Origin of the sequence: Marinobacterium sediminicola (genome assembly GCF_022343685.1) — a bacterium.
In the GTDB taxonomy this organism is placed as follows: Bacteria; Pseudomonadota; Gammaproteobacteria; order Pseudomonadales; family Balneatricaceae; genus Marinobacterium; species Marinobacterium sediminicola.
In genome coordinates this window covers 1900213-1921207 of record NZ_CP092123.1, presented here as the reverse complement: position 1 = coordinate 1921207, position 20995 = coordinate 1900213, and the positions used below count along the sequence as shown (strand labels likewise).

At 54.4% G+C, this 20995-nt stretch carries 18 protein-coding genes; 16 read left to right on the top strand and 2 right to left on the bottom strand.

The annotated features are described in order from the left end of the window. Positions 1-9 precede the first annotated feature (9 nt). The 6 genes from LN244_RS08910 to murB are packed head-to-tail and all read left to right on the top strand — an operon-like array spanning position 10 to position 3949. The gene (locus LN244_RS08910) at positions 10-432 is read left to right on the top strand and encodes an ExbD/TolR family protein (RefSeq protein WP_239039449.1); all 423 of its coding nucleotides are present in this window, start codon (positions 10-12) and stop codon (positions 430-432) included. Beyond that, positions 432-1460, top strand: a complete 1029-nt coding sequence (lpxK, locus tag LN244_RS08905) for a tetraacyldisaccharide 4'-kinase (protein ID WP_239039448.1) — start codon at positions 432-434, stop codon at positions 1458-1460. The genes LN244_RS08910 and lpxK overlap by 1 nt, the downstream gene beginning before the upstream one ends. Then, positions 1450-1641: a Trm112 family protein gene (locus LN244_RS08900; RefSeq protein WP_239039447.1), complete on the top strand. Its 192-nt coding sequence runs from the start codon at positions 1450-1452 to the stop codon at positions 1639-1641. The genes lpxK and LN244_RS08900 overlap by 11 nt, the downstream gene beginning before the upstream one ends. Positions 1642-1645: 4 nt before the next feature. Next, positions 1646-2407, top strand: coding sequence for a 3-deoxy-manno-octulosonate cytidylyltransferase (gene kdsB / locus LN244_RS08895; RefSeq protein ID WP_239039446.1), 762 nt, complete (start codon positions 1646-1648; stop codon positions 2405-2407). A 37-nt stretch (positions 2408-2444) separates the two neighbouring features. Further along, on the top strand, positions 2445-2933 hold the full coding sequence (locus LN244_RS08890) for a low molecular weight protein-tyrosine-phosphatase (protein WP_239039445.1): 489 nt from the start codon (positions 2445-2447) through the stop codon (positions 2931-2933). Then, positions 2930-3949, top strand: a complete 1020-nt coding sequence (murB, locus tag LN244_RS08885) for a UDP-N-acetylmuramate dehydrogenase (RefSeq protein WP_239039444.1) — start codon at positions 2930-2932, stop codon at positions 3947-3949. Before LN244_RS08890 ends, murB begins: the two co-directional genes overlap by 4 nt. Positions 3950-4034: 85 nt before the next feature. Here the strand turns inward: murB and rne are convergent, their stop codons facing one another. Then, complete coding sequence (gene rne, locus LN244_RS08880) at positions 4035-7172, bottom strand: ribonuclease E (protein ID WP_343773756.1); 3138 nt, start codon at positions 7170-7172, stop codon at positions 4035-4037. Positions 7173-7637: 465 nt separating this feature from the next. Here rne and rluC point away from each other — a divergent pair, with 465 nt between their 5' ends. The 5 genes from rluC (at position 7638) to LN244_RS08855 (ending at position 12762) form a co-directional block, all read left to right on the top strand. Continuing rightward, on the top strand, positions 7638-8603 hold the full coding sequence (gene rluC / locus LN244_RS08875; RefSeq protein ID WP_239039442.1) for a 23S rRNA pseudouridine(955/2504/2580) synthase RluC: 966 nt from the start codon (positions 7638-7640) through the stop codon (positions 8601-8603). An 18-nt stretch (positions 8604-8621) separates the two neighbouring features. Next, positions 8622-9725: a coiled-coil domain-containing protein gene (locus tag LN244_RS08870; protein WP_239039441.1), complete on the top strand. Its 1104-nt coding sequence runs from the start codon at positions 8622-8624 to the stop codon at positions 9723-9725. A gap of 87 nt (positions 9726-9812) precedes the next feature. Continuing rightward, positions 9813-10787 carry an HTH-type transcriptional regulator CysB gene (gene cysB / locus LN244_RS08865; RefSeq protein WP_239039440.1) on the top strand — a complete coding sequence of 325 codons (975 nt, stop codon included), beginning with the start codon at positions 9813-9815 and terminating at the stop codon, positions 10785-10787. Positions 10788-10848: 61 nt separating this feature from the next. Continuing rightward, a complete protein-coding gene (thrH, locus tag LN244_RS08860; protein WP_239039439.1) occupies positions 10849-11466 on the top strand; it encodes a bifunctional phosphoserine phosphatase/homoserine phosphotransferase ThrH in 618 nt (205 codons plus the stop codon). 60 nt (positions 11467-11526) lie between these two features. Beyond that, the gene (locus tag LN244_RS08855; RefSeq protein ID WP_239039438.1) at positions 11527-12762 is read left to right on the top strand and encodes a peptidoglycan DD-metalloendopeptidase family protein; all 1236 of its coding nucleotides are present in this window, start codon (positions 11527-11529) and stop codon (positions 12760-12762) included. On the opposite strand, the gene pabB is transcribed toward LN244_RS08855, so the two are convergent. Then, positions 12753-14138 carry an aminodeoxychorismate synthase component I gene (gene pabB / locus LN244_RS08850; RefSeq protein ID WP_239039437.1) on the bottom strand — a complete coding sequence of 462 codons (1386 nt, stop codon included), beginning with the start codon at positions 14136-14138 and terminating at the stop codon, positions 12753-12755. The two genes, LN244_RS08855 and pabB, sit on opposite strands and share 10 nt — an antisense overlap. 108 nt (positions 14139-14246) lie before the next feature. Between pabB and LN244_RS08845 the strand changes: the two genes are divergently transcribed. The 5 genes from LN244_RS08845 (at position 14247) to acnD (ending at position 20795) form a co-directional block, all read left to right on the top strand. Further along, positions 14247-15113: an alpha/beta fold hydrolase gene (locus LN244_RS08845; RefSeq protein WP_239039436.1), complete on the top strand. Its 867-nt coding sequence runs from the start codon at positions 14247-14249 to the stop codon at positions 15111-15113. 129 nt (positions 15114-15242) lie between these two features. Continuing rightward, positions 15243-15965, top strand: a complete 723-nt coding sequence (locus LN244_RS08840) for a GntR family transcriptional regulator (RefSeq protein WP_239039435.1) — start codon at positions 15243-15245, stop codon at positions 15963-15965. Further along, complete coding sequence (gene prpB / locus LN244_RS08835; RefSeq protein ID WP_239039434.1) at positions 15958-16851, top strand: methylisocitrate lyase; 894 nt, start codon at positions 15958-15960, stop codon at positions 16849-16851. Before LN244_RS08840 ends, prpB begins: the two co-directional genes overlap by 8 nt. 83 nt (positions 16852-16934) lie before the next feature. After that, the gene (gene prpC, locus LN244_RS08830; protein WP_239039433.1) at positions 16935-18065 is read left to right on the top strand and encodes a bifunctional 2-methylcitrate synthase/citrate synthase; all 1131 of its coding nucleotides are present in this window, start codon (positions 16935-16937) and stop codon (positions 18063-18065) included. 114 nt (positions 18066-18179) lie between these two features. After that, positions 18180-20795, top strand: coding sequence for a Fe/S-dependent 2-methylisocitrate dehydratase AcnD (gene acnD, locus LN244_RS08825; RefSeq protein ID WP_239039432.1), 2616 nt, complete (start codon positions 18180-18182; stop codon positions 20793-20795). The last annotated feature ends 200 nt before the right edge of the window (positions 20796-20995 follow it).

The window sequence follows — 20995 nt, the reverse complement described above, 5'->3', positions numbered from 1 at the left end:
GAGGTGGCGGTGAAATTTCAACGTCAGCGGCGTGAAGAGATCAGTATCAACCTGACCCCACTGATCGACGTGGTGTTCCTGTTGCTGATCTTTTTCATGATTACGACCACCTTTACGCGAGAATCACATCTAAGCATCAGTTTGCCTGAAGCCGCGACTGAGTCGGATCAAACCACGCCTGAGCTTGAGTCTGTAGATGTTGTTGTGGGGGCGGAAGGACAATATTCCGTCAATGGGCAGCCATTGGTGACCAGTGATGCCCTGACCCTCAAAAGGGCTGTCATCAAGCTCGTGGGTGATGAACGTGATTTGCCCTTTATTATTACCGCTGATGCCAACGCTCGACATCAGTCTGTTGTGACGGTTATGGATGTGGCGGGCCAGCTGGGCTTTTCCGGTCTGAGTATTGCAACGCGGAAATCCGACGACTGATGTCACTTGAGAAGTCCTGGTATTCATCCGCAACCTGGCTGAAGGGATTGCGGCCAATCTCTTCGCTCTTTCGCCTGCTGGTTTTGCGAAGGCTGGGCAAGCAGAGACGTCTGGGGGCATTGAAAGCAGGAATACCAGCCCCGGTTATCATTGTCGGCAATATCAGTGTTGGCGGCACTGGAAAGACACCGCTGGTTATTGCCTTGATCGAAATGCTCAGAGAAGAGGGCTATAGGCCGGGGGTTATCAGTCGCGGCTATGGCGCCAAGCCTCCGTCTTACCCTGCATTGGTAACGCATGAGACTCGGCCGACGGAAGGTGGGGATGAGCCTTGCCTGATTGTGCAGCGAACCGGGGTGCCCCTGATCATTGATCCGAATCGCCCGCGAGCGGCCCAGCGACTCCTGTCCAGTCATGACTGTAATGTGATCATCAGTGATGATGGTCTCCAGCATTATGCGTTGGCGCGTGATCTGGAAATTGCTGTTGTTGATGGCGTGCGTGGTTTGGGTAATGGGCGTTGCCTGCCCGAGGGGCCGCTGAGAGAACCCCCTGAACGGCTTTCACTGGTCGATTGGGTCGTCATTAATGGCGCTGAGGGTTGTTCAGGTCTGCCAAAGCTGGAAAATCCACCTGTCAGCATGCAGCTCGCACCTACAATGCTGACTTCTCTGGTATCAGGTTCAAGTATCAGTATTGAGCATTGGTCCCAGGGACGTAAGGTGCATGCTGTTGCCGGTATCGGTAATCCTGCGCGTTTCTTCGATACGCTGAGGGCGTTGGGGTTCGAGCCGATTGAGCATCCCTTGGCCGATCACGCCGAAATAACGCCTGAAATGCTCGACTTCGACTCGCCATTGCCTATTATCATGACGGAAAAGGATGCGGTGAAGTGCCGAGACTTCGCCAAGCAGGGTTGCTGGGCACTTCGAGTTGATGCGCAGTTGAATACACAGTTTCGAACACAATTCTTAAAGCGTCTGGCGCACGTGCCAGCGCAACAGACAGGACAACGTAATGGATCCTAAATTGCTTGATATTCTGGTATGTCCCGTTTCCAAGGCGCCGCTGGAGTGGAACAAAGAAAAGAATGAGCTGATCTGCCGTGCAAGTGGCCTGGCTTATCCAATACGCGACGATATTCCTGTGATGTTGGAGTCAGAAGCACGTACTCTGACGTCGGAAGAACGCTTGAAGGAGAGTCAGTAATCCCATGAGTTTCTCTGTTGTTATTCCTGCACGCTATGCTTCCAGCCGTTTTCCGGGTAAGCCCCTGGCTGATCTGGCTGGAAAACCCATGGTGCAACATGTGTATGAGCGTGCATGTGAGAGTGAAGCTACCCGTGTGATTATCGCAACAGACGATGAGCGTATCGCTGAAGTCGCGCTGGAGTTTGGTGCCGAGGTGTGTATGACTTCGGCTGAGCACCCATCGGGAACCGATCGTTTACAGGAAGTGGTGCACAAGCTTGGCTTTTATGCCGATGATATCGTGGTGAATGTTCAGGGTGATGAGCCGCTGATTCCACCGCGAATCATTAATCAGGTTGCTCATAATCTGATGGCCATGCCTACTGCCGGTATCGCAACGCTATCCGAGCCGATCGAAACCCTTGAAGCACTGTTGAACCCCAATGTCGTGAAGGTGGTGACTGATCATCAGGGTATGGCGCTTTACTTCAGCCGTGCTCCCATTCCCTGGCCGCGAGACGCCTTTATGCAGAGTCAGGACGTCATGCCTGAAGGATTTTCCTGGCAGCGGCATATAGGCATGTATGCCTATCGGGTCAAAATGCTGAATGACTTTGTTTGCTGGCCACCGGCTCCGCTGGAGCAAACCGAGTGTCTTGAGCAGTTGCGTGCGCTTTGGCATGGCGTTGGTATTCATGTGGATGCAGCGGATGAGGCACCGCCTGCCGGTGTTGATACCCCTGAAGACCTTGAGCGGGTTGCCACAATATTGTTGGCCAGATGAATGTTCGCCACAGACAATGACAGAGTAAGGTGCTGCCGTGACACAACAAACCTCTATCCTTTTTGTTTGCCTTGGGAATATATGCAGGTCGCCCACTGCACATGGCGTATTTGAACGCTTGATCGAACAGGAAGGATTGTCCGCGCGTTTTTACATCGATTCAGCTGGTACTGCTGCATATCATGTAGGCAAGGCTCCCGATCCGCGTACACAGGCAGCTGCAAAGCGTCGTGGTTATCCGCTTGAACACTTGCGGGCAAGAGCGGTTGATATGTCTGATTTCGAGCGCTTTGACTACATTTTGGCGATGGATGATGCCAACTTGCGTGAACTGCGCAGCTTATGCCCACGGGGTTTTCGTGGTCATTTGGGGCTCTTTCTTGATTTTGCTGAAGGAGTAAAACACAAGGAAGTCCCTGATCCTTACTACACATCGGGTGATCAGGGGTTCGAAGAGGTCTTGGATCTCGTTGAAAAGGCCAGTCAGGGGCTTTACCGCCATCTTCTGCAGGAAGCAGGGCGTTGACGGATTTGTATATAAAGCGAAAAGCATCGCTCAGTGAATGGAATACGTTCGGTTTTAATGTAACTGCCGATCAGCTGGTGATCATCACCGAAGCTGATCAGTTGATACAGCTGGAGAGTCTCCTGCAGGACAAGCCTCAACCGCTACTGGTGTTGGGAGGTGGCAGCAATCTGGTCTTGTCGGATCATTTGCCTGGTATCGTGGCACGGATGGCGATCAAGCGTTGGGAAGCGCGTGTTGAAGGTGATGATGTGTTGCTCTGGGCGGGTGCTGGTGAGTCCTGGCATCAAACGGTCGAGCGCAGTCTTAAGCAGGGGTGGTATGGTCTTGAAAACCTGGCGCTCATCCCAGGTACGGTTGGTGCCGCTCCGATTCAGAATATCGGTGCCTATGGCGTAGAGCTGAAAGATCGGCTGACACGGGTTGAAGTGTTTGACCGTGAGCAGCTTGGCTTCAGATTGCTGGACCGAGATGATTGCTGCTTCGGATATCGCGACAGCCTGTTTAAGTCGCAGATGCCGGGGCGTTATATCATTACAGCGGTCGAGTTTAGATTAAGCCGCAAGCCCAGTGTGCAAATAGGGTATGCAGGTTTGCAGGCCGAACTTGAAGAGCAGGTCAATCCGACTCCAGAACAGGTCTTTGATGCTGTTTGTAGAGTTCGTCGGCGTAAGCTTCCATCGCCTGACGTATTAGGTAACGCCGGCAGCTTTTTCAAAAATCCAGTGGTTACGGCTGAACAGTGCCAGAGCTTGCATCAGATGGAGCCTGGGCTTGTGTCCTTTCCGGATGCTTCGGGGGGATATAAGCTCGCGGCTGGATGGTTGATCGATCGCTGTGGTCTGAAAGGCTATCGTCAGGGCTCGGTCGGTACCTATTCGGAACAGGCGCTTGTTCTGGTGAATCTCGGAGGTGGAGATCGTCAGGCGGTCGAACACTTGGCTGCTCATATACAGCGGGAGGTCAGGGAGCGTTTTGGTGTAGAGCTGGAACCAGAGCCGCGTTTTTATCCCTGATTAAACGCTTTAAGCTGATAAAACTAAAAAGCCGCTGCGGTTTACTCTCCGCAGCGGCTTTTTTGTGGATCAATAACGGGTCAAGTTACTGATCGCTATCGCTTTTCTCAGTCTGAGCCTGCTGGCGGCGACGCACTTCGCGAGGATCATTTGGTGCGCGCCCAGCACGACGACGGCGAGGCTGTTCATCGGTTGATGATGCTACAGGCGTTGTTTCCTTGTCTTCAGCTTCGGTCTCGGTCGCCTGGGATTCGGTCGGCTGAGATGAAGTCTCAGGGGTTACAGGTGCCTCAGTATCAGCGATCTCTTCAGCTGATTGCTCGCTTTGTACATCAGAGACCAGAGAATGCTCAGTCTCGCTCTGAACAGTTGTTACGTCAGGAGTCTCTGACTCTTGATGAGTAACAGCATTCTCCGGAAGGCTGCTTTCATCGGACTCAGGCACCGCAGTCCCTGCTGTTTCAAGTGGCAACTCCTCCTGTTGCGTCTCCTCTGCTGCAGACGCCGGTTCTGACTCGCCCTCAGGTGCGGTTTGATCACCGGATACCTGATTTTCGGACTTGCCGCGCGAGCGCGGAGAGCGGCGACGACCGCGTGAGCCGCGTTTGGGCTTTTCGGATTCCTCAGCTTCTGCTTTGGACTCAGTGTTTTCGTCAGTATTGACCTCATCACTGCCAGAAGCATCTGTTGTTACCGTTTCAGTTGCATCAGACTTGGCCGTGCTGTCGGTCTCATCATTCAGCGTGCTGGTAACTGCTTCACTTTTAGCCTCAGCTGCAACCTCAACTTCAGCAGAGTGCTCTTCGGCCTGCTGTTGTGGCTGCTGTTCCTCGGTTTCATTGATTACAGAAACCTGTTCTTGGGTTGAAGAGGCCTCAGGGCTCAGGTTTTCATTGGTGATTTTCTGTTCACCCAGCAGTGCCTGAATCTCTTCTTCGGCTTTGGCGTCACGCATGTCATCAGGCAGCGGAGTGCGAGTTGATGTGCGTTCATCAGTATTGCGGCGGCGACGGCCACGACGACGTGAAGCACGGCTGCTATCGTCGTTGTTATCGGACTTATCCGCTTTTGCACCTTGCTGCACTTCATTGACAGCGATGTCACTGGTGCTTGCTTCCTGAGCCTGTGTGTCATCACGGCGGCTGCGACGACGGCGGCGACGACCCTCTTTCTTCTCGCCATTTCTTTCAGAGGATTCATTTTCTCCGATAGCCGGAAGATTCTGGTCGCGCTCTACGGTGATGATTTCATCACTGTCGCGCTTATCTCGACCACCGCGACGGCGATCGCCATCGCGACGGTTGCGGGCGCGGCGATCACGGCCACTTCTGGAATCGCCGCTACGACCTTCACGTCGGTCGGACTTGTTCTGGGCAGACGATTCCTGAGTATCGTTGCTGTCACGGGGCGCGGATTTCTTGCTGTCCTTGGCAGGCTTCTCGGCTTCGGTCTTGCCGCCGCCGAAGATGTTGCGCAGCACGCCAAGAATACGTTCACCAAAAGATAGTGTCTGTGTATTCGAGGGTTGTGCTTCACTGGATACGGATGGCTTTTGAGCCTGTGCTTTTTCCGCTTTAGGTGCTTTCTGCGCCTCGGCCTCATCCACAGCGGGTTGGGGCGCGCGCGTGGGCGGGACGACGGCCTTGACGGCGGCCTGTTCTCGTTTGACTACCGGCGTGCGGCTGGTCTCCTGTGAAACCGGCTCGGATTCAGGCTGCAGGTTGTAGCTCGGATCCTGAGTGGTGGTTACCGTATGATCTTCACGCAGGCGTACGACCTCGTAGTGCGGTGTTTCCATGTTCGGGTTCGGCACGATGACGACTCGAACCTGATGGCGCATCTCGATTCCATGTACTTCATGACGCTTCTCATTGAGCAGGTACGTCGCCACAGAAACCGGGAGGATGGCACGAATTTGGGCAGTGCGATCCTTGGAAGACTCCTCCTCAATGAGGCGAAGGATCGACAGTGCAAGTGATTCGGTATCACGGATAGTGCCTTGGCCGTGGCAGCGTGGGCAGACACTGCCACGAGATTCGGCCAGAGAGGGGCGCAGGCGCTGGCGAGACATCTCAAGCAGGCCAAAGCGTGAAATGCGACCCATCTGAACGCGGGCGCGATCCAGTTTCAAGGAGTCACGGAGACGATTTTCGACCTCGCGCTGGTTCTTGATCGGCGTCATGTCGATAAAGTCGATCACGATCAGGCCGCCAATATCACGCAAGCGAAGCTGGCGTGCAATCTCTTCAGCCGCCTCCAGGTTGGTCTGCAAAGCAGTTTCTTCGATGTCGCCGCCACGTGTCGCGCGTGCCGAGTTGATATCGATGGAGACCAGTGCTTCGGTCGGATCAATGACAATGGAGCCGCCGGAAGGAAGTTTGACCTCACGCTCGAACGCCGTCTCGATCTGACTCTCAATCTGGAATCGGTTGAACAGCGGAGTCTGTTCCTTGTAAAGCTTGATGCGGTTTTCGTAGCTGGGCATCACCTGCTGTACGAACATCAGGGCCTGTTCGTAGACGCTGGGGTTGTCAATCAGAACCTCGCCGATATCAGCGCGCAGATAATCACGAACGGCACGGATAACGACATTGCTCTCCTGGTAAACCAGGAAAGGCGCAGGGCGTTCGTTAACTGCCTGAACGGCCTCCCACAGAGTGATCAGGTAGTCCAGATCCCACTGCAGCTCTTCCGAGCTGCGGCCAATACCGGCTGTGCGAACAATAGCGCCCATGCCATCGGGGATATTGACTCCGGACAGCGCTTCTTTGAGTTGGGCGCGATCATCACCTTCGATGCGTCGAGAGATGCCGCCAGCACGCGGGTTATTGGGCATCAGAACCAGGTAGCGACCGGCAAGGCTGATGAAAGTGGTCAGGGCTGCACCCTTGTTACCACGCTCTTCCTTGTCGACCTGAACGATGACTTCTGTGCCTTCCTTGACCATTTCCTTGATGTTCGGACGCTGGCCGCGTTCAGGCTGTTTGCAGAAGTATTCTCGGGAGATTTCTTTTAGTGGCAGGAAGCCATGACGTTCAGCGCCGAAGTCGACAAAGGCAGCTTCAAGGCTAGGCTCGACGCGTGTAATGCGGCCCTTGTAGATGTTTGCCTTTTTCTGTTCGCGGCTGTCGGATTCGATATCGAGATCGAAGAGACGTTGGCCATCAACCAGCGCAACGCGCAACTCTTCAGGCTGAGTTGCGTTGATCAGCATTCTTTTCATCTTATGTGCGTTCTCATAAACGCAACGCTTCTCGCCCTGTCTATGAGGGAGAATATTCTGTGTCCAGTCTTTGGATGTGGCTGCCAGTCATTCAGGCAGCCTGAGCAGCCACGCAATCGGCGGGCTGCCACGATCGTCAGTGAAGGAAACGCTAACCCATGTAGTTCTAGTAATGGGCTGTGGCTGCAACGGCGGCAAGCGCGTGCAGGTTCCTGGTTAGCGTACGTCTTCACCTCCAACTGAACCTTCCGTCCGCGAAGGTCGTGAAAGCGTTACGTGAAAGTGTTTTATTTCACGAAAAATCTTGTGTTCTGCCGTCGGTCGGGGTCTCAGCGGCCACTCGTCCAGGATAAATAGCGGGGCCTGCTGTATGGATTTGAAATTTACTAAAGCCAACCGCCCGCGGCATCGCTAGAATATACCAGCTAACACCCCAAGGCATCAATTAAGAGTCAATCCGTCGGTATGACGCATAAACAAGACCAGCAGCAACAAGTCCGCTTTATCGAAGTGGATTCAGACCAGGCAGGGCAGCGCATTGATAACTTTTTGCGCACAGCGCTCAAAGGTGCGCCCAAAAGCCTAATCTACCGAATTCTCCGCAAGGGTGAGATTCGAGTAAACAAGAAGCGAGTGAAGCCCGATACAAGGCTTAATGCCGGTGACCAGATCAGAATTCCCCCGGTTCGCGTTCCTGAGCGTGGAGAGAGTGCACCTGTAGGGACTGGTTTGGCAGAGCACCTTGAGAGTGTCGTTCTCTATGAAAGTGACAGCCTGATTATCATCAACAAGCCTGCGGGGCTGGCTGTGCATGGCGGCAGTGGCGTTTCGCTGGGGCTGATCGAAGCCTTGCGTCAAATCCGTCCAGACAGCCGTTTTCTGGAACTGGTGCATCGACTTGATCGTGACACATCCGGTTGCATCATGGTTGCCAAAAAACGCAGCATGCTGCGATATCTTCATGACGCCCTGCGCATGCGTAAGGTCAACAAGGTCTATCATGCACTTGTGGTTGGTCGATGGCCTGGCCGCCGTAATAAAGTCGATGCGCCCTTGCAGCGCTTTGAGCTCAAGTCAGGGGAGCGAATCGTTAAAGTGCATCCTGAAGGCAAGCCCTCTGTAACTGAATTCAAAGTGCTCAAGCGCTATCAGGATTTTGCAACGCTTGTTGAGGCAAGACCTCTAACCGGACGGACGCATCAGATTCGTGTGCACACTCAGTTTGCCGGGCATCCTATTGCAGGGGATGTCAAATATACGCCCGATGAGGACAATCGACATTTTCGCCAGGAGGGTATAAAGCGGCTGATGCTGCACGCAGCATGTCTGGAATTGACTTTGCCAGACGGTGAGCGCTTAAGAGTCGAGGCGCCTCTGGATGACGAAACAGAAAGTGCTTTGTCCCGGCTGGTGGAAAAAAAAGCTGAGTGAAGAATGGAAAGGATGGTCATGGATTCACGGCTGAAGAACGAATTTTTTGCATCTGCTGATCGCTACCTGATAACGGGTACGGCGCCTACGCCCGAGTTAATGAGGGAAAGCCAGACCGCGCTTGATTCGGCCCAAATCGAGTTGTTGTTGTCCGAGTGGTGGCAGGCTCTGCCGTCACGGATGCGCCTGCTGGAGCAGCCTCAAGCCAGCGTGCCTGAAATGCCTGACTCCATGCATCAGTTGTTTGTACGACTGTGGCAGCAGGCTGTCGCTGAGGCCGCTGTTGCCCTGGAGCATCAGGGACAGCAGGCCGAGCCTGTGGCTGATGTACAGCTGCGCTCCTGTGATGAATCATTGAAGCGCGCTCGAGATGAAGTGGCTGAGCTGGAACAGCGTTGCCGTGAGCAGGAGTACAAGCTGAGTCAGCTGTTGGAGCGTCAGGGGGAGCTGGAGGCCGAACTGCAGCAACTGCGCCACGACAAGGCGCTACAGTCTGATGAGCTGAACAAGGAAGGTCAAATCAGGGCAAATGTTGAGCAGGAGCTGGCGCAGCTTCGCAAGACATATGAAGATGCGCAGCGCGTGTTTGACCAGCGTGTTCGCGATGAGCAGTTGCATAATCTGGAGGCACTTGCCAAGGCTGATGTCGAGACACGGCATTTTCGTAATGCGCTTGAAAGGTTGCGTGACGAGAGTGGTCGGAAGGAAGCTGATCTGACCCGTGAGTTGCACGAATTGCGAAATCGTCTGGGCAAGAGTGAGGCCAAAGCTGAAGCCCTCGGTAACCAGGTTCGGGCGCATGAAGAGGCGATGCGTGAGTTTCAGTCACAGGACGCACAACAGCAACGACAGCAGGCTCAAATCAATGCTCAATTGCTTTCGGCTAGCAATCGAAGCAAGCGCAGTGAAGAGCAGGTTCGCCAGCTGGAAGAAAGGTTGCAGGTACTCAATCGCAAACAGGCTGAGGCCAGTAGTGAGAATGCGCGTCGAGAGGCCCAGTTGCGTGCTCAGCTGCAGCAGAGTGAGGATGAGGTGCAAAAAGTAAAAGTCAGGGCTCAGGTTGCAGAGAAGCGTGCTGAGGCACTTGAAGAAGAGATTCGACGACTTAAGCAGCGAGCCTGATAAGGCTTTGATACATCGGTGGAATTGACTGCATATTCCTTGGTGTTATATTAAAAAAATATTTATAACCTTGTTAGGATAAAGTCCATGAAGCTGCAGCAGTTGCGCTACATCTGGGAAGTGGCTCGCCATGACCTGAACGTGTCGGCCACCGCACAGAGTTTGTACACATCCCAGCCAGGTATCAGCAAGCAGATCCGACTGCTTGAAGATGAGTTGGGTGTAGAGGTGTTTGCACGTAGCGGCAAGCACCTGACACGTGTGACTCCGGCAGGGGAGGCGATTCTGGCGATCGCGGGCGAAGTGCTGCAGAAATGTGATGCCATTCGTCAGGTTGCCCAGGAGTTCAGCGATGAGCGCAAGGGTAAGCTGGAAGTGGCAACGACTCATACCCAGGCCCGTTATGCCCTCCCGTCCACCATTCATGATTTTATCAAGGTCTATCCTGACGTCTCGCTGCACATACATCAGGGTACTCCAATGCAGATTTCCGAGATGGCGGCTGATGGTACAGTTGACTTCGCAATAGCTACTGAAGCGATGTCACACTTCAGTGATCTGATCATGATGCCCTGTTATCGTTGGAATCGGTCAGTGGTCGTTCCTGAGGGACATCCGCTGACTGAACTGCCTGAGCTGACCCTTGAAGCCTTGGCAGAGTGGCCGATTATCACTTATGTATTCGGATTCACGGGACGCTCAAAGCTTGATGAGGCCTTTACCAATAAAGGCCTGGAACCCAAGGTGGTTTTGACCGCTGTGGACTCTGATGTCATCAAGACTTATGTCCGGCTTGGACTGGGTGTCGGCATCATCGCCACGATGGCCTTTGAAGAAGGTAAAGATGATGGTCTGGTTGCTCTTGATGCCAGTCACCTGTTTGAACCCAGCATTACTCGTATCGGCTTCCGTAAAGGCAGTTTCCTGCGTGGTTACATGTACGAGTTCATCCAGACCTTTGCGCCGCACCTGACGCCGGATGTCGTGCGTGAGGTTCAGGCCTGTGGCAACCGGCACGATGTCGAGGCGCTATTTGAAGGACTTGAACTCCCTGAGCATTGAAAGGGGATAGGTGACAGGGTAAATTGTGGCGCTATCTTTTAACTGACTGGAGGCGTCCCGCGTGGAACTGGCTTGTCTTGACCTGGAAGGTGTTCTCATCCCCGAAATCTGGATTGCATTTGCCGAGGAAACCGGCATCAAGGAGTTGAAGGCCACGACCCGGGATATTCCTGATTACGATGTTCTCATGAAACAGCGTCTGCGCATCCTGGATGAGCATGGTCTGACTCTGCCTCAGATTCAGGACACCATCAGTCGTTTGTCTCCACTGGAAGGTGCTCGTGAATTCGTGGATTGGCTGCGTGAGCGCTTTCAGGTTGTCATCCTGTCCGATACTTTCTACGAGTTCGCAGCTCCGTTAATGAAGCAGCTGGGCCATCCGACTCTGTTGTGCCACAAGCTGGAAGTCAACGAGCAAGGGCGAATTACGGACTACACGTTGCGTCAGCGTGATCCCAAGCGTCAGTCGGTTCGTGCGTTTCAGCTTTTGAACTACCGCGTGATTGCGACGGGTGATTCTTATAATGACACCACCATGCTGGAGCAGGCTGAAGCCGGTATTCTGTTCCATGCGCCGCAGAACGTGATCGAGGAGTTCCCGCAGTTCCCGGCCGTTCATAGCTATGAAGATCTCAAGGCCGAGTTTGTTAAGGCCAGTGTGCGTGATCTTGCGATCTAAGCTGTCGTGTTATTCCGCCTCGTGCTCATTTGTACAAGGCGTTTTGTTGGAGGTCTCGAAATGAAGAGATATTTGCGTAAGCCGTTGATGCTGGGTATCTACCTGCCCGCCGCAGCGCTGACTCTCGGGGCCTTTTCCTACCAGCCTCTGGAATACTCTCTGCCACTTGACCTGCCACAGCCCGTGGCGGCACAGACGCAGGCAGATGAGCCCCCTCAGTTGGCTGACCTCAATCTACCTGATTACGTTTACACGATTCAGCCAGGTGACACTCTAAGCACGATCTTTGAACGGCTGGGGGTTTCTCAGAAGGAAATGTATCAGGTGCTTGAGAGTGATGTGTCCATTCTTGCACTTGATACGCTCAAGCCGGGCGACAAGCTTGGCTTCTGGCTGGATCAGGGCCGGTTGGTTCAGCTTGAATTGAGTTTCGATATTTCCCATCAGGTGGTATTCACTCGTGCCTCTGAGGAAGAGTTTGAATACGCCGAAGTCCGCCTGGAAGGCGAGTGGCGTGAGCAGGTCATCGCCGGGGAAATCAATGGCAGTTTCTTTACCTCAGCCAAGCGCGCAGGTTTGAGTGCGGCCGAAGTGCAGAGTATTTCTTCACTGCTGCAGGACAAGATCAATTTCCGTCGTGACCTTCGAGCGGGTGACCGCTTTCAGGTGGTGAGATCCGAGCAGTATGTGGACGGGGAACCGACAGGTAAAACACGCCTTGAAGGCCTGCGTGTACTCAATCGCTCGCGCGAACTGACGGCCTTCATGTTTGATGGCAATTACTATGATCTGAATGGCGAAAGCCTGGCGCGGGCCTTTATGCGTTACCCGACCAAGCGTAGCTATCGTCTGAGTTCGCATTTCAACCCTAACCGCAAGCACCCGGTGACGGGTCGGGTCAGGCCGCATAACGGAACCGACTTTGCAACGCCGATCGGAACACCTGTGCTTGCCACCGGGGATGGTGTTGTTACACGTGTTACCAAGCATCCTTATGCCGGTTTGTATATCGTCATCGAGCATGGCGAAAAATACAAAACACGTTTTTTGCATTTGAGCAAAGCACTGGTGCGCAAGGGGCAGACGGTGAGTCGTGGCCAGAAAATCGCTTTATCCGGTAATTCCGGTCGTTCAACTGGGCCGCACCTGCACTATGAGCTGCATATTAATGGTCGCCCGGTTAATGCCATGAAAGCGCCGATACCGGTCGCGGATGCGGTCGGCAAGGATGATCGGATGGCGTTTAATCAAATCAGGGATCGCCTGCTTGACCAGATGAATGCCAGTCAGGGCTGAGCCTTGCTCAGGCCCTGCAGGCAGTTGATAAGGTTATTGACCTTGTTGAACGTCTCCTGATACTCCTCCTCAATATTTGAATCCGCCACAATCCCGCCGCCAGCCCAGCAATAGATGGAATCGTTCTGGCACAGCAGGGTGCGAATGGTGATGCTGGTATCCATGCGGCCACAACAGCTGATGTAACCTATAGAGCCGCAATAGATCGAGCGTCGCTGAGGCTCGAGCTCGTCTATGATTTCCATTGCTCTGATTTTGGGAGCGCCGGTAATGGATCCGCCGGGAAAGGCATCCCGCAGTAACTCCAGCGGGCTTGTGCTCTCCTTCAACTGCCCACACACCACGCTCACCATATGGTGAACGTTCGGGTAATGTTCAATGCTGAACAGGGCTGGCACTTCAATGCTGCCGGGCTTGCAGCTGCGGCTCAGGTCGTTACGCAGCAAGTCCACAATCATCAGGTTTTCAGCGCGATCCTTCGCTGAGTCAGACAATTCCTGTGCGAGCTGTTTGTCCCTTTCAGGCGTATTGCCCCGTGGGCGGGTCCCTTTGATCGGGCGAGTTTCAACCCGGCCATCAGCTTCACTGAGCAGAAAGCGTTCGGGTGAAAGCGAAAGAATGGCGCCCTCTGGCATGTCCATAAAAGCTGCAAAGGGGGTCGGTGCTACCTGTCTGAGGGCTTTATAAGCATGCCAGGGGTCACCCTGATAAGTCGCCTTGAACCGCTGTGCGAAATTAATCTGATAACAGTCGCCTGCATGGATGTAGTCATTGATGCGCTGAAGAGCATCCCGGTAATCGCTGGCGGAAAGGTTACTGTTGAAAGGCGACACCAGCTGGAAGGCTTCAGTGCTCGCGAGTTGCGTAGCTGAAATGAGATAAGTGACCTCAGCCAGCAGGGCAGGATCAGTCATTGGGTGGCTGACCAGTCGACAGGTGCCAAGCTGGTGATCAATCACAATAGCCCAAAGGTAGCGACCGACCAGCAGCCAGGGGAAGTCTATATCGGCTTCTGCCTGCTCAGGCAGGGTTTCCAGAGCTCTGCCCAGGTCATAACCGAAAATGCCGATCAGCCCTCCGCAGAAGGGTGTCTCATCATTCGGTTGTATTGTGCCTAGCTCAGCCAGACACTGGTCAAGGTAGTCGAATGGGAGCAGAGTATCTGCATCGAGTGGCTTCTGGTCACCATCAACAACGCTGAGTCCCTTTTGGGTAAAGCGGATCAGTCGATCGGGTGCTGCAGAGATAATATCAAAGCGACCGCTAACGGATGTCGGCTGGCTGCTGTCGAGCAGGATGGCATGACCCAGGGGGCGAATCCTCTCCAGCAATTCGTGCGCGCTCAGCCTGTTCTCGATGTACTGCTGCTGAATCAACCCGTAACCTCTATAAAAGCCGCTATTCTAGCATTCCTGTAAGTGTTGGCTACGCCCATTGCATACAGCACCTTATAATATGCATTGTCTACACAATGGATATGGAACATGAAGCACCCATTTGATATCGAGGAATCCACGTTATTGCTGCCTGATCAGCAGTTGCATTATCGCTTGTATCGAAATCGTCAGGTATCCAGCTCGCGTCGATTGCTATTGATACACGGAGCAGGGGTTGCCGGCGAAGATACCTGGCACATGTTGATCGCATTCCTGACACAATGGAGTGAAGTGCTGGTCCCGGATTTGCGAGGTGCCGGCAATAGCCACTACCCGGATCGCCAGGAGCATGGTTTTGATGTGCATGCGCTGGTAAATGATATGAGTGCGCTTGTTGATCATCTTGGATGGTGGCAGTTCGACCTGGGAGGTTACTCTCTCGGCGGGTTGGTGAGTATGCTTCTTAAGCAGCGTCAGCGTGATCGAATCGGGAAGCAGTATCTGCTGGAGTCAGCGGTGCTGGACCGCCCTGATTGGGACAGTACGGTCGAGCTGCGCCGGCGCTATTCCGAGGCGGCGGTTCATCTGCGTTCTGAGGATCGTGATCAGGGTATTCGTCAGTTTCTGGATACCATTTCCCCAAACCGTAAGGTATCCGCGCAGACTGAGTCAGTTGCTGTCAGTAGACTGGCTCGACGCCCGCTCGGGTTCGCGCATTCGCTGGATGCGGTGACTGCAGCGATAAATACCATTGATCGCGAAGAGCTGTTGTCTGCCCAGGGCGATGTCAGCAGTTTTATCGGTGGTCAAAGTGTGGAGCTGATGCATCAGCTACACTTGAGTCTGGCGGAACGAATGGCAAATTGGCACTACTTCATGGTGCCTGGAACCGACCATTCGCTGCCGTTTCAAAAGCCGCGCCAGATTGCGCGGATCATGAACGAGGAGCTTGAACGCTACCTCGAAAGTGTCTGAGGGAATCCCCCTAGACTTTTGTCTGATGTTGACAATTTTTCTGTTTGCTTGAGTTGACGCCCGGTTTAGGCATCGGTATTGTTGGTTCTGAAAATATTGTCGACAATCTTGATCAGGGTTGTGCAAAACGTGAGTGAGAAAAACGGAGAGCTGAAAGTGGTTCCATTGGAACCTGAAGCGAGAACACTGGCAGATCGTGTCTGTCGGCAGATCGTGACGGCCATCGTCAAGGGTGAAATCCCCCCTGGCCAGAAGATCAGTGAGCCGGAGCTGGCGCGTACCTACGGTATCAGTCGTGGTCCTTTGCGTGAGGCGATTCGTCGTCTTGAGGGATGGCGGTTGGTAGAGCGTAAGGCTCATGTCGGCGCTCGAGTGGTTCAGCTGTCGACACGTGAACTGATCGAGATTTACCGGGTCCGCGAGGCGCTTGAAGGCATGGCCTGTCGTCTGGCGGCGAAGAATATGACAGATGAAGAGATCGAAAGCCTTAAAAACCTGCTCGACGAACATGAAGCGTCCGTCGATCAGCGTGAAGGGCGTTCCTACTTCCAGAAAGAGGGCGATCTGGACTTTCATTACCGAATCGTACAGGGCAGCAAAAACTCCAAGTTATTGGAACTGCTGGGAGATGACCTGTACCACCTGGTACGCATGTACCGTTATCAATTCAGCGTATCCAGTTCACGTCCCAAGCGGGCACTCAAGGAGCATCGTCAGATCATCGATGCTATCGAGTCCAGGGATGAGGAACTGGCCGAGATGCTGATGCGTCGCCATATCAGTGCGGCACGTCGCAATATCGAAGCCAAACTGGATGCCGAGACCAAACCAGAAGGGGATAAACATGGCTGAGAAACTGACTGCGGGTGCGCGTTTCCGTAAGGCGCTGGCTGAGAACAAACCGCTGCAGATCGTGGGTACTGTTAACGCATACAACGCGATGATGGCGACCCGTGTTGGGCATCAGGCGATCTACCTGTCCGGTGGCGGCGTTGCTAACGCATCTTACGGTCTGCCGGATCTGGGCATGACGTCCATGAATGATGTTCTGGAAGACGTGCGCCGTATCACCAGCGCAGTTGATACCCCGCTGATGGTCGATATCGATACCGGGTGGGGTGGTGCGTTCAACATTGCACGTACTATTAAAGAGATGGAAAAAGGTGGTGCTGCCGCCGTTCACATCGAAGACCAGGTTGCTCAGAAACGCTGCGGTCATCGCCCGAACAAGGAAATTGTCTCTCTGGAAGAGATGGTTGATCGCGTCAAGGCTGCGGTTGACGCCAGGACCGATGATAACTTCTTCATCATGGCGCGTACCGATGCGTTCCAGATGGAAGGTCTGAATGCCGCCGTTGAGCGTGCCCAGGCATGTCTGGAAGCCGGCGCTGATGGCATCTTTGCAGAAGCCGTGCATACCCTGGATGACTACCGTGCCTTCTCGAACGGTATCAAGGGTGCACATCTGCTGGCTAACATTACTGAATTTGGTGCTACTCCGCTGTTCAATAAGGCTGAACTGGCCGAAGCGGGTGCGAGCATGGTGCTGTATCCGTTGTCCGCTTTCCGTGCGGCCAACAAGGCAGCCTTGAATGTATACGAGCATCTCCTGAAAGACGGTGACCAGAAGGCAGTTGTCGACACCATGCAGACCCGCATGGAGCTGTATGATTTCCTGAATTATCACGACTTCGAGCAGAAGCTGGACGCCCTCTTCAAAGAAGGCAAAAACAAATAACAATACGTCATCATCCGCTTGGCGGATCGAGATAACTGGTACAGGGAGGCGTGACCTCCCGACAACAGATTAAGGAGAGACAGATGGCAGAAGCAAAGAAACTCGGTGGTGCCGGTCTGCGTGGTCAGTCCGCAGGTGAAACCGCATTGTGTACTGTCGGCAAAACCGGTGCCGGCCTGACCTATCGTGGTTACGATATCAAAGAACTGGCTGATAAGGCCCAGTTTGAAGAAGTTGCTTACCTGCTGCTGTACGGCAAGCTCCCGAACCAGGCTGAGCTGGATGCCTACAAAGCCAAGCTGAAGGGCATGCGTGGCCTGCCTGAAGCTCTCAAGGTTGTATTGGAACAGATTCCGAAGAGCGCTCATCCGATGGATGTGATGCGTACCGGTTGTTCAATGCTGGGTAACCTGGAAACTGAAGAGGACTTCAGCGAGCAGCACGACAAGATTGATCGCATGCTTGCGGTTTTCCCGTCGATTATCAACTACTGGTACAACTTTGCTCATAACGGCAAGCGTATCGATACTGAAACCGACGCGGACTCTATTGGTGAGCACTTCCTGTGGACCCTGCATGACAAGAAGCCGGATCCGCTGCACGTCAAGGTGATGCACGCATCCCTGATCCTGTACGCCGAGCACGAGTTCAATGCGTCTACCTTTACTGCACGTGTTTGTGCTTCGACACTGTCTGACATCCACAGCTGCGTGACCGGTGCCATTGGCTCCCTGCGTGGTCCGCTTCACGGCGGTGCTAACGAAGCCGCCATGGCGATGATCGAAAACTGGAAATCTGCCGATGAAGCAGAAGAAGCGATCATGGGCATGCTGGCGCGGAAGGACAAGATCATGGGCTTCGGTCACGCGATCTATCGCGAGTCTGACCCGCGTAACGCCATCATCAAGGAATGGTCCAAGAAGCTGGCTGAGCAGGTAGGTGACACTGTTCTGTACCCGGTTTCCGAACGTGTTGAAGCCGTCATGTGGCGTGAGAAGAAGCTGTTCTGTAATGCCGACTTCTTCCATGCATCTGCCTATCACTTCATGGGTATTCCGACCGAGCTGTTCACGCCGATCTTTGTATGTTCGCGTGTTGCCGGCTGGACTGCTCACGTCATGGAACAGCGTGCCAACAACCGCATCATTCGTCCGTCTGCGGACTACACCGGCCCTGAATCGGCCCAGTGGGTGCCGATCGAAGAGCGCGCCTGATGCGTCGGGGTGTGTTCTCAGGGACGCACCCCTTCTTCAATCGGTATATGGCCGGATGCATTCGCATCCTCAAGGCCAGCGTCAATGAATACTACTCGATGGACTCCCGACGCCATGAATACAGAATTTCGCAAATCTCTTAACGGTACCGGCCTGGATTACTTTGACACCCGCGCGGCAGTCGAAGCCATTGAACCCGGTGCCTATGCCAAGCTGCCCTACACCTCGCGTGTACTGGCTGAGCAGCTGGTACGTCGCTGCGACCCTGCAGCGCTGACCGATTCCCTGAAGCAGTTGATCGAGCGCAAGCGCGATCTGGACTTCCCCTGGTATCCGGCGCGTGTGGTCTGTCACGATATCCTGGGTCAGACGGCACTGGTTGACCTGGCGGGGCTGCGTGATGCCATCGCCGAGCAGGGCGGTGACCCCTCCAAGGTTAACCCTGTTGTACCGACTCAGTTGATCGTTGACCATTCTCTGGCCGTTGAAGCGCCGGGCTTTGATCCGGATGCGTTCGAAAAGAACCGCGCCATTGAAGACCGTCGTAACGAAGACCGCTTCCATTTTATCGACTGGACCAAGACTGCATTCAAGAATGTGGATGTGATCCCGGCGGGTAACGGCATCATGCACCAGATCAACCTGGAGAAAATGTCTCCGGTGATCCAGGCGCGTGACGGTGTCGCTTACCCGGACACCTGTGTCGGTACCGACTCTCACACCCCGCACGTGGATGCTTTGGGTGTTATCGCCATCGGTGTCGGTGGCCTGGAAGCCGAAACCGTCATGCTGGGTCATCCGTCCATGATGCGTCTGCCGGATATCGTCGGCGTTAAACTGGTTGGCAAGCGTCAGCCGGGCATCACTGCAACTGATATTGTTCTGGCGCTGACCGAATTCCTGCGCCAGGAGCGTGTTGTGGGCGCCTATCTGGAGTTCTTTGGTGAGGGGGCCGATTCACTGTCCATCGGCGACCGTGCCACCATCTCCAACATGACTCCGGAATTCGGTGCCACCGCTGCGATGTTCTACATCGATGAGCAGACCATCGATTACCTGAAACTGACCGGCCGTGAACCGGAACAGGTTGCGCTGGTTGAACAGTACGCCAAGGAAACCGGCCTCTGGGCAACGGCTTTGGAAAACGCCGAATACGAGCGTGTACTGGAATTTGACCTCTCCACTGTCGTACGTAACATGGCTGGTCCCTCCAACCCGCACCGTCGTCTGCCGACCAGTGCTCTGCACGAGCGCGGCATTGCCGATGAAGCCAAGCTGGAAGCGGCACGTAAAGAGGAAGAAGAAGGTCTGCTGCCGGACGGTGCCGTCATCATTGCGGCGATCACGTCCTGCACAAACACCTCTAACCCGCGTAACGTGGTAGCGGCAGGTCTGCTGGCGAAAAAAGCCAACGAGCTCGGTCTGATCCGCAAGCCATGGGTGAAATCCTCCTTCGCTCCGGGTTCCAAAGTGGCGCGCCTGTACCTCGAAGAGGCAGGTCTGTTGCCAGAACTGGAAAAGCTGGGCTTCGGTATCGTGGCGTATGCTTGTACCACCTGTAACGGTATGTCAGGTGCTCTGGACCCGCAGATTCAGCAGGAAATCATCGATCGCGACCTGTATGCGACTGCGGTACTGTCTGGCAACCGTAACTTCGATGGCCGTATCCACCCGTATGCCAAGCAGGCGTTCCTGGCGTCTCCGCCACTAGTCGTTGCCTACGCTATCGCGGGTACCGTTCGCTTCGACATCGAAAAGGATGTGCTGGGTACCGACAAGAACGGTAACCCTGTCACCCTGAAGGATCTGTGGCCGTCCGATGAAGAGATCGATGCCATCGTTAAGGAAAGCGTGAAGCCGGAGCAGTTCAAGCAGGTCTACATCCCGATGTTCGACCTGGGTCAGGTCGAGGAAGCGGAAAGCCCGCTGTACGACTGGCGTCCGATGTCTACGTACATCCGTCGTCCGCCATACTGGGAAGGTGCTCTGGCCGGTGAGCGTACTCTGAGCGGCATGCGTCCGTTGGCGGTACTGGGTGATAACATCACCACTGACCACCTGTCGCCGTCGAATGCGATTCTGGCCAGCTCAGCTGCTGGTGAGTATCTCGCCAAGATGGGTCTGCCGGAAGAGGATTTCAACTCCTACGCTACCCACCGTGGTGACCACCTGACCGCTCAGCGCGCAACTTTCGCTAACCCGAAGCTGCTGAACGAGATGTGCCGTGATGCCAACGGCGAGATCATTCAGGGTTCTCTGGCGCGACTTGAGCCGGAAGGTCAGCAGATGCGCATGTGGGAAGTGATTGAAACCTACATGAATCGCAAGCAGAACCTGATCATCGTGGCCGGTGCCGACTACGGTCAGGGGTCTTCCCGTGACTGGGCAGCCAAGGGTGTGCGTCTTGCCGGTGTAGAAGCGATCGTTGCTGAAGGCTTCGAACGTATCCATCGTACCAACCTTGTGGGCATGGGTGTGTTGCCCCTGCAGTTCAAGGAAGGCGATACCCGTCATACCTACGGTATTGACGGTACCGAGACCTATGACGTTAAAGGCGATATTTCCCCGCGTTGTGAGCTGACGCTGGTGATCAATCGTCGTAACGGTGAAAGTGTTGAAGTGCCGGTAATCTGCCGTCTGGATACTGCTGCCGAAGTAGAAACCTACAAGGCTGGCGGTGTACTCCAGCGCTTTGCCAAGGAGTTCCTGGAAGCAGAAGGCGCCGCCTGATTTCCGAACTTCTGAGTCCCGAACCGTCTTTGACGGTTCGGGTGTTTCCCGGACCTGGAGCTGGTTCCGTGCCGGGATGTAACTGCATCAGGCACGCAGAAAACCTGTCATCATGACAGCGGTGCCGCTGCAGCCACACCCCGCTATTTCCTTAACCCTCCTGCAGTATTCTGCCCGTCCGGCAACCGACTTATTTTGGA

Bases quoted from the DNA above. Each gene is read 5' to 3' on its own strand.
- kdsB (WP_239039446.1), top strand. From the start codon at position 1,646: ATGAGTTTCTCTGTTGTTATTCCTGCACGCTATGCTTCCAGCCGTTTT.
- rne (WP_343773756.1), bottom strand. From the start codon at position 7,172: ATGAAAAGAATGCTGATCAACGCAACTCAGCCTGAAGAGTTGCGCGTT.
- acnD (WP_239039432.1), top strand. From the start codon at position 18,180: ATGAATACAGAATTTCGCAAATCTCTTAACGGTACCGGCCTGGATTAC.
- cysB (WP_239039440.1), top strand. From the start codon at position 9,813: ATGAAGCTGCAGCAGTTGCGCTACATCTGGGAAGTGGCTCGCCATGAC.
- lpxK (WP_239039448.1), top strand. From the start codon at position 432: ATGTCACTTGAGAAGTCCTGGTATTCATCCGCAACCTGGCTGAAGGGA.
- rluC (WP_239039442.1), top strand. From the start codon at position 7,638: ATGACGCATAAACAAGACCAGCAGCAACAAGTCCGCTTTATCGAAGTG.
- LN244_RS08900 (WP_239039447.1), top strand. From the start codon at position 1,450: ATGGATCCTAAATTGCTTGATATTCTGGTATGTCCCGTTTCCAAGGCG.
- LN244_RS08870 (WP_239039441.1), top strand. From the start codon at position 8,622: ATGGATTCACGGCTGAAGAACGAATTTTTTGCATCTGCTGATCGCTAC.
- prpC (WP_239039433.1), top strand. From the start codon at position 16,935: ATGGCAGAAGCAAAGAAACTCGGTGGTGCCGGTCTGCGTGGTCAGTCC.
- LN244_RS08845 (WP_239039436.1), top strand. From the start codon at position 14,247: ATGAAGCACCCATTTGATATCGAGGAATCCACGTTATTGCTGCCTGAT.
- prpB (WP_239039434.1), top strand. From the start codon at position 15,958: ATGGCTGAGAAACTGACTGCGGGTGCGCGTTTCCGTAAGGCGCTGGCT.
- LN244_RS08855 (WP_239039438.1), top strand. From the start codon at position 11,527: ATGAAGAGATATTTGCGTAAGCCGTTGATGCTGGGTATCTACCTGCCC.